Here is a 7,176-nt window from a genome sequence, read left to right as displayed (position 1 = left end):
GGCGCCTCCGGCTGCGCGGGGGCGGCGAGCAGGCCCGCGATCCGCGGCGCCGCACCGGGCGCCGGGAAGGACGCGGGCACCTCGCGCAGCCGTACCCACTGCTCCATCCAGGCCCGGTCCAGGACGCGGCGCTCGTCGGCCTCCGCGACGAGGTCCTCGGACTGGTTGAAGTCGCCGTCCGCGGCCTGCAGCGCCCACAGGTGGACGGCCACCCCGTGTTCCTTGGCCGACATCACACCCGGCAGCAGGTCGCCGTCGCCGGTGACCAGCACGATGTCGGTGCAGGCGTGGTTGCGGGCGAGCTCGGTGAGCTCGGCGTGCATCGCCGCGTCGACGCCCTTCTGCACCCAGCGGCCCTCGGCCCGGGTGAGCGCCCCCAGCCTGACAGTGACCCGGGGCAGCACGCGCAGCCGCCGGTGCTCGGGCAGCGGGCGGCGTTCGGGCGCGGCGTCGAACCAGTAGACCCGGAGCAGCGGTAGGCCGGTCTCCGCCTCGGCGCGCTCGCGCAGCGCGGTGATCAGCACGGTGTGGTCGACCGTCACCCGGGACCGGGCGGGCTCGCCGACCAGCAGGCTGGCGGCGGCTCCGAGCAGGTAGCCGGCGTCGACGAGGACTACGCAGCGGTCCACGTCCGCTCCTCTCCTCCGGTGACCCCCGGTGGGGCGGGGGCGGGCCACCCCTGGCGGGGCGGGGGATTGGGCAGTGCTTACCCTCGGATCCGGCGTCGAACCGCCGCCCATCGACCGGGACGTGCCGGAGCACCCCCGGCCTGCGGCGATACTGGGGGGATCATGCGGAAGACTTCCTGGGCCCTGTGCGCGGCCGCGGCCGGTGCGGCGGTGGCGGTGCTGGCCGTACCCACGATCACCACCGACCGGTCCCACGGCGACACCGCGATCACCTCGATCAGCGTCAACGACGGGCGGCCCGTGCTGCTCGGGCCGCAGAAGGCGACGACCTTCCCGCTGGTGGTGGAGGCCCGCGACGACTCCGGGATCCGCGCGGTCGACCCGGTCGGCGTCTGGGGGCCGAACTACGGCGTGCTCCGGGTGGGCCCGATGCGCTGCACCCCGTCCTCGGCGACCGCGTCGGTGTGCCGGGGCACGGTGACGGTCGACCCGGTGAAGAAGCAGATCTTCAACGACGAGGCCGGCACCTGGTTCGTCGACCTGCAGGTGAAGGCCAACGACGGCGACCGCTACGTGGCCAAGACGGCCGGCGGCTTCTCGCTGAAGCGGGCGGCCAAGCTGTCCGGCTCGGGTGTCCCGGCGAAGGCCGCGAAGGGGCAGCGGATCACCGTGCAGGGCTGGCTGGCCCGCTCGTTCTGGACGGACAACCGCTTCCACGGCTACGCGGACGGCGTGGCGTACCTGCAGTTCCGCCCGGCGGGCTCGCACCGCTGGAAGACCGTCGCCAAGGCCGTCTCCAGCGCCTCCGGCACGGTGAGGGCCACCGTCCCGGTGACGGGGCCGGGCGACTTCCAGTGGTACTCGGCGGGCGACAAGTGGACGGGCGACGCGGTCTCCCAGGAGATGCCGGTCGCCCTCCGCTAGGCCGTCCCTCCCAAGGCCACGCGCCCCCGCCGTGACCGCTCGAGCACCCTTGAGGCCCTCGACGTACGAACGCCGGCGGCCCCGCCCCCGTCGTGTCGGGGGCGGGGCCGTCGGACGTGCCGTGCGGGCCGGCGGGGTCAGCCGCGGAGCTCGGCGGCGACCAGCTCGGCCAGCTGCACCGCGTTGAGGGCGGCGCCCTTGCGCAGGTTGTCGTTGGAGAGGAAGAGCGACAGGCCGTTGTCGACCGTCTCGTCCACCCGGATCCGGCCGACGTAGGTCGGGTCCTGGCCGGCCGCCTGCAGCGGGGTCGGGATGTCGGTGAGCTCCACGCCGGGCGCGCCGGTCAGCAGCTCCACCGCGCGCTCCGGGGCGATCGGGGCGGCGAAGCGGGCGTTGATCTGCAGCGAGTGGCCGGTGAAGACCGGGACGCGCACGCAGGTGCCGGAGACCTTGAGCTCCGGGATGCCGAGGATCTTGCGGCTCTCGTGGCGGAGCTTCTGCTCCTCGTCGGTCTCGTTGGAGCCGTCCTCGACGATCGAACCCGCCAGCGGGACGACGTTGAAGGCGATCGGGCGCTTGTAGACGCCGGGCGCCGGGTACTCGACCGCGGAGCCGTCGTGGACCAGCGCGGTCGCGCCGTCCACCACCTTCGACGCCTGGTCGTGCAGCTCGGACACGCCGGCCAGGCCGCTGCCGGACACCGCCTGGTAGGTGGAGACCACCAGGGAGACCAGGCCGGCCTCCTCGTGCAGCGGGCGCAGCACCGGCATGGCGGCCATGGTGGTGCAGTTCGGGTTGGCGATGATGCCCTTCGGGCGGTCCGCGATCGCCTGCGGGTTGACCTCGGCGACGACCAGCGGCACCTCGGGGTCGCGGCGCCAGGCGGAGGAGTTGTCGATGACGACGGCACCCGCGGCGGCGACCTTCGGAGCCAGCGCCTTCGAGGTGGAACCGCCCGCGGAGAAGATCACGACGTCGAGGCCGCTGTAGTCGGCGGTGGCCGCGTCCTCCACCGTCACCTCGGTGTCCCGCCACGGCAGCGTGCGCCCGGCGGACCGTGCCGAGGCGAACAGCCGCAGCTGCTCGACCGGGAAGTCCCGTTCCGCCAGGATCTCGCGGACGACGCCGCCGACCTGGCCGGTGGCCCCAACGATGCCGATCCTCATTGCGTTTCCTCCATGTCGTGCTCGATCGGGTTGTGCTTGATCGCCGTCCGCACCCTGCCATCATGCCTTGTCACCGGCCCGGCCCGTCGCGGCGTCCACGCTGTGGGCGGCCCCGCGGGACGGCCTGCGGCCCGGGGCCGGGAGCCCCTGCGGGTTCGGTGCACGGGCTCCGCAAGATGTGCGGGTGCGGTCGGTGCGGACGGGGATTCGTCCGGAAACAATTCGCCACCGAAGCATCCGGGGTCGGCCCCGGGCCGTATCGGCAACCACCTACTCGGCGACCTCGGCGAGGCGGTCGAGGGCGGTGGCGACGGCGGCGGGGGTGGCGGGGAGCAGGGGCAGGCGGACGTCCGGGGTGGGGATGCGGCCCTGGGCGTGCAGGACGCCCTTGACCACCGCGGGGTTGGGCTCGGCGAAGGCGGCGCGGGCGAGTGCGGCCAGCCGGTGGCCGAGGCCGCGGGCGCGGTCGGCGTCGCCCTTGCGCCAGGCGTCGGCCAGGTCGGCGTACTGCCCGGTGGCCAGGTGCGCGGAGGCCAGGATGCCGCCGTCGGCGCCGATCGCCATCAGTGCGGAGAGATGGGTGTCGTCGCCGGCCATGACGCCGCGCTGCCCCTGTCCGAGCAGGTCGACCGCGGTGTCGTCGATGCCGCCCGCGGCGTACTTCACACCGATCACGCCGGGCAGCCGCAGCACCTCGGCGAGCGTCCCGGCGTCGAGCTGCTGCCCGGTGCGGTACGGGATGTGGTAGACGATCAGCGGGACGGGGCTGTGCGCGGCGAGGTGCCGGAAGTGCGCGAGCACCCCGGCCGGGCCGGGGCGGACGAAGGCGGGCACCGTCGCCAGGGCGGCGTCGGCCACCCCGTCGAGGGCGGCCAGCGCCTCGGCGGTGCGGCGGGTGTCGCCGCCGCCGACGCCGACCGTCAGCGGTGCGCCGTGCGCCCGGCAGACCGGGGCGACGGTGTCGAGGACGAGGCGCTTCTCCGCGTCGTCCAGGGAGCCGGGCTCGCCGGTGGTGCCGAGCACGACCAGGCCGGCCGCGCCGGCGGTGAGCAGGTCGCCGGCGAGCCGGGCCAGGGCGTCGGCGGCGACGGAGCCGTCCGCGGCGAACGGGGTGACGAGGGGTACGTGAATCCCGTGCAGGTCCATGCCGTCGAGCCTGACGTGCCGGCATCGTGCAGGTCCAGTTCACATTTCCGAGGCTTCTCGTAAGCTGAGCCGATGCTCGACGTCCGCCGCCTTCGCCTGCTGCGCGAACTCGCCCACCACGGCACGATCGCCGCGGTCGCCGAGGCGCTCGCGTTCAGCCCGTCCGCCGTCTCCCAGCAGCTGTCCGTGCTGGAGCGGGAGGCCGGGGTGCCGCTGCTGGAGCGCACCGGGCGGCGGGTGGCGCTGACCCCGGCGGGGCTGAACCTGGTGCGGCACGCCGAGGCGGTGCTGGAGCGGCTGGAGCAGGCTTCGGCCGAGCTGGCGCACGCCCGCCGCGGGCTGGCCGGGCCGCTGCGGATCGGCACCTACCCGTCGGCGGCGCGGGCGATCGTCCCGGCCGCGCTGGCCGGGCTGGCGGCCCGTCACCCGGGGCTGGAGCCGATGGTCACCGAGGTCGACCCGGCCGCGGTGGCGGCGGCGCTGCGGGCCGGCGAGCTGGACGTGGCGCTGGTGCACGAGTACGACCTGGTGCCGGCCGAGCCGGAGCCCGGACTGGCGCTCACCCAGCCGGTGTTCACCGAGCCGATGTACCTGGCGGCGGCGGCCGCGGGCACGGTCGCCGAGCACCGCGGCTCGCCCTGGATCATGGCCCCGGCGGGCACGCTCTGCCACGCGATGACGCTGCGGGCCTGCCAGAGCGCCGGGTTCACCCCGCGGGTGCGGCACCACGTGGACGACTTCACCACCGTGCTCGCCCTGGTGGCGGTCGGCCAGGGCGTCGCCCTGGTCCCGCACCTGGGCACCGTGCCCGCCCCGCCGCCGGGCGTGGTGCTCACCCGGCTGCCGATGTACCGGCGGACCCGGACGGCCTTCCGCGCCGGAGCCGCCGCCCACCCGGCGGTCGCCGCGTTCACCGCCGCCCTGCACTCGGCCGTGCCGGCGGAGCTGGGCGGCGGCGTCCCGCAGGTCTGAGCCGCGCCGGGTGGCCGCAAAAAGGCTGCCGGCCGTCAGCGGGGCTTGCGGGCGTCCACCAGGCTGCGGGACGAGTGCGTGACGAACGGACCTTCCGACCCGATCAGTTCGTGCAGCTCGCGCAGCCGGTCGCGGTACCGGTCGACGGTGAAGTCGGGGACCATCCAGATCACCTTGCGCAGGAACCAGACCACCGCGCCGATGTCGTGGAACTCGATCCGCAGCCGCTCGGTGCGCAGGTCGACGACCTCCAGCCCGGCGGCCTCGGCGGCCGCCCGCTCGTCGTCGGGGTGGCGGCCGCGGAGGACCTGCTCCGGCAGCGGACCGAGGAAGTACTCGACCAGCTCGAAGACGCTCGCCGGGCCGACGTGCTGGGCGAAGTAACCGCCGCCCGGCCGCAGCACCCGGGCGATCTCCGCCCAGTGCGGCACCACGGGGTGACGGCTGGTCACCAGGTCGAAGGCGGCGTCCGCGAAGGGCAGCGGCGGGTCCTCGGGGGCCGCGACCACCACCGCGCCGAGCGGGTGCAGCAGTGCGGTGGCCTTCGCCAGGTTGGGCGGCCAGCCCTCGGTGGCCGCCATCAGCGGCGGGAAGGGGGCGGCACCGGCGAGCACCTCGCCGCCGCCGGTCTGCAGGTCGAGCGCGGCGCCGACCTGCGAGAGCCGTTCGCGCAGCAACCGCTGGTAGCCCCAGGAGGGACGCTGTTCGGTGGCGCGGCCGTCGAGCCAGGAGAAGTCCCAGCCGTCCATGGGGGCCGCCGCGGCCTCGGCCACCAGGTCGTCGAAGGTGCGTGCCATGCCCCGATCCTCGCGCGGCGGGGGCGGCCGGTGCCACTGCTTATCGGGCGGACACACCGCGGGCGCTACCCTTCGCGCATGGCAGAGCTGATCAACGAGGACGTGCCCGGCCGCTACGGCCCCGGGGCGACGGTCGAGGTCGAGGCGTACGAGGTGGGGCCCGTCCGCACCGAGTACTCCCCGCGGCACGACGGCGACCCGGACCCGGGCGAGATCGTGTGGACCTGGGTGCCCTACGAGGAGCGGGACGGCCGCGGCAAGGACCGGCCGGTGCTGGTGGTGGCCCGCGAGGAGGGCGGCAGCCTGCTGGCCGTCATGCTCTCCAGCAAGGGCCACGACGGGGACCGGGACTGGGTGCCGATCGGCTCCGGCCCGTGGGACAAGTCCGGCCGGGACTCCTGGGTGGCGCTGGACCGCGTGATGCGGGTGTGGGACGGCGGCATGCGGCGCGAGGCCTGCGCCCTGGACCGGGCCCGCTTCAACCTGGTCGTCGACAGCCTCCGCCGCCGCTACCGCTGGCGCTGAACCCGCGTACCGGTGGGGGCGGCCGGGTGCCGCCCCCACCGGTAACGATTCACCGATCCCCGCACCCGCTCCCGGTCGTCCTCGGTACAACAGGCGTACGACCTATCACCGGGAGCCCGCACACGTGAGCACCAACCACCCGTCGGGATACGGGTATCCGACGGACCCTCAGCAGAACCCCTACGCGCAGCAGGCCGGCCACCAGCCGCCGTCCGCCCCCGGCTACGGTGCGCCGCCCCCTCCCCCGCCCGGACCGCCCGGCTACGGGCCCGGCGGTTACGCGCAGCCCGGAAGCACCGCCCCGGGGTACGGCGCACCCGGCCACGGCGTCCCGGGACAGGGCACCCCCGGGTACGGTGCGCCCGGGTACGGCACCCCCGGTTACGGCACCCCCGGTTACGGTGCGCCGGGGTACGGTGCGCCGGGGTACGGGCAGCCGCCGCAGGTGCTGCCGCACTGGCTCACCCCGGCCGGACCGCCCGGCGTGCCGCAGGCGCCGGGGAGCCGTGTCCTGGCCCCGCCCGGGGAGCGCCTGGTGGCCCGCCTGATCGACCTCGCGATCCAGCTGATCCCGGCCGTCATCCTCTACGCCCTGCTCGGGGAGTGGCTCGGGAACCTCTTCGTCGGCCTGCTGGCCTTCGCGTACGAAGCGGCGCTGATGGTCACCCAGCACGGCCAGACGGTCGGCAAGAAGGCGATGAGGCTGCGCGTGGTGGACGCCGCGACCGGCGGCCGGCCGACCGACAGCGCCCTCTGGGGACGCTCGGCCGTCGCCACCGTGCCCGGCGCCGTGTACTGCATCGGATGGCTGTTCGAGATGCTCGACGCGGCGTGGCAGCTGTGGGACAAACCGCTGCAGCAGTGCCTGCACGACAAGGCCGTGCGGACCGTGGTGGTCAAGGAGGGCTGACCGGCCGAACCCGGGGCTGGGGGTAACAAACGGGTAACCCAGACCCGCGCGGGGTGTAGAAGACGGCACAGCAGCAGGGGGCGAGGGGGTGGTTGTGGTAGGAAGAG

Annotated in this window: 8 protein-coding genes; 4 read left to right on the top strand and 4 right to left on the bottom strand. The window is 74.9% G+C overall.

Annotated features, from left to right (window positions below; all coding sequences use genetic code 11):
* Window positions 1-629: NYN domain-containing protein (locus ABZ641_RS21055; RefSeq protein ID WP_359983834.1), on the bottom strand; the 629-nt coding region annotated here is incomplete at its 3' end.
* A gap of 162 nt (window positions 630-791) precedes the next feature.
* On the opposite strand from ABZ641_RS21055, the gene ABZ641_RS21050 reads away from it, so the two are divergent.
* Window positions 792-1,553 carry a hypothetical protein gene (locus tag ABZ641_RS21050; protein WP_359983831.1) on the top strand — a complete coding sequence of 254 codons (762 nt, stop codon included), beginning with the start codon at window positions 792-794 and terminating at the stop codon, window positions 1,551-1,553.
* A 137-nt stretch (window positions 1,554-1,690) separates the two neighbouring features.
* Here the strand turns inward: ABZ641_RS21050 and ABZ641_RS21045 are convergent, their stop codons facing one another.
* Together ABZ641_RS21045 and ABZ641_RS21040 are read right to left on the bottom strand one after the other, a co-directional pair.
* Window positions 1,691-2,719 carry an aspartate-semialdehyde dehydrogenase gene (locus ABZ641_RS21045; RefSeq protein ID WP_344623978.1) on the bottom strand — a complete coding sequence of 343 codons (1,029 nt, stop codon included), beginning with the start codon at window positions 2,717-2,719 and terminating at the stop codon, window positions 1,691-1,693.
* A 270-nt stretch (window positions 2,720-2,989) separates the two neighbouring features.
* Window positions 2,990-3,865: a dihydrodipicolinate synthase family protein gene (locus ABZ641_RS21040; RefSeq protein ID WP_359983827.1), complete on the bottom strand. Its 876-nt coding sequence runs from the start codon at window positions 3,863-3,865 to the stop codon at window positions 2,990-2,992.
* A gap of 72 nt (window positions 3,866-3,937) precedes the next feature.
* Here ABZ641_RS21040 and ABZ641_RS21035 point away from each other — a divergent pair, with 72 nt between their 5' ends.
* Window positions 3,938-4,837, top strand: coding sequence for a LysR substrate-binding domain-containing protein (locus ABZ641_RS21035; RefSeq protein ID WP_344623976.1), 900 nt, complete (start codon window positions 3,938-3,940; stop codon window positions 4,835-4,837).
* 35 nt (window positions 4,838-4,872) lie between these two features.
* On the opposite strand, the gene ABZ641_RS21030 is transcribed toward ABZ641_RS21035, so the two are convergent.
* Entirely contained in the window at window positions 4,873-5,634 is a 762-nt protein-coding gene (locus ABZ641_RS21030; protein WP_359983822.1) for a class I SAM-dependent methyltransferase, read from the bottom strand.
* Between the two features lie 78 nt (window positions 5,635-5,712).
* Here ABZ641_RS21030 and ABZ641_RS21025 point away from each other — a divergent pair, with 78 nt between their 5' ends.
* The gene (locus tag ABZ641_RS21025; protein WP_344623974.1) at window positions 5,713-6,159 is read left to right on the top strand and encodes a type II toxin-antitoxin system PemK/MazF family toxin; all 447 of its coding nucleotides are present in this window, start codon (window positions 5,713-5,715) and stop codon (window positions 6,157-6,159) included.
* 124 nt (window positions 6,160-6,283) lie between these two features.
* Window positions 6,284-7,069 carry an RDD family protein gene (locus ABZ641_RS21020; protein ID WP_359983819.1) on the top strand — a complete coding sequence of 262 codons (786 nt, stop codon included), beginning with the start codon at window positions 6,284-6,286 and terminating at the stop codon, window positions 7,067-7,069.
* Window positions 7,070-7,176: the final 107 nt, after the last annotated feature.

It is taken from the genome of Kitasatospora sp. NPDC007106 (genome assembly GCF_040634455.1).
Taxonomy (GTDB): Bacteria; Actinomycetota; Actinomycetes; order Streptomycetales; family Streptomycetaceae; genus Kitasatospora; species Kitasatospora arboriphila.
Note: the sequence above shows the minus strand (reverse complement) of the source record. Positions and strands in the feature narration are given on the sequence as shown.

Bases quoted from the DNA above. Each gene is read 5' to 3' on its own strand.
- ABZ641_RS21050 (WP_359983831.1), top strand. From the start codon at position 792: ATGCGGAAGACTTCCTGGGCCCTGTGCGCGGCCGCGGCCGGTGCGGCG.
- ABZ641_RS21045 (WP_344623978.1), bottom strand. From the start codon at position 2,719: ATGAGGATCGGCATCGTTGGGGCCACCGGCCAGGTCGGCGGCGTCGTC.
- ABZ641_RS21040 (WP_359983827.1), bottom strand. From the start codon at position 3,865: ATGGACCTGCACGGGATTCACGTACCCCTCGTCACCCCGTTCGCCGCG.
- ABZ641_RS21035 (WP_344623976.1), top strand. From the start codon at position 3,938: ATGCTCGACGTCCGCCGCCTTCGCCTGCTGCGCGAACTCGCCCACCAC.
- ABZ641_RS21030 (WP_359983822.1), bottom strand. From the start codon at position 5,634: ATGGCACGCACCTTCGACGACCTGGTGGCCGAGGCCGCGGCGGCCCCC.
- ABZ641_RS21025 (WP_344623974.1), top strand. From the start codon at position 5,713: ATGGCAGAGCTGATCAACGAGGACGTGCCCGGCCGCTACGGCCCCGGG.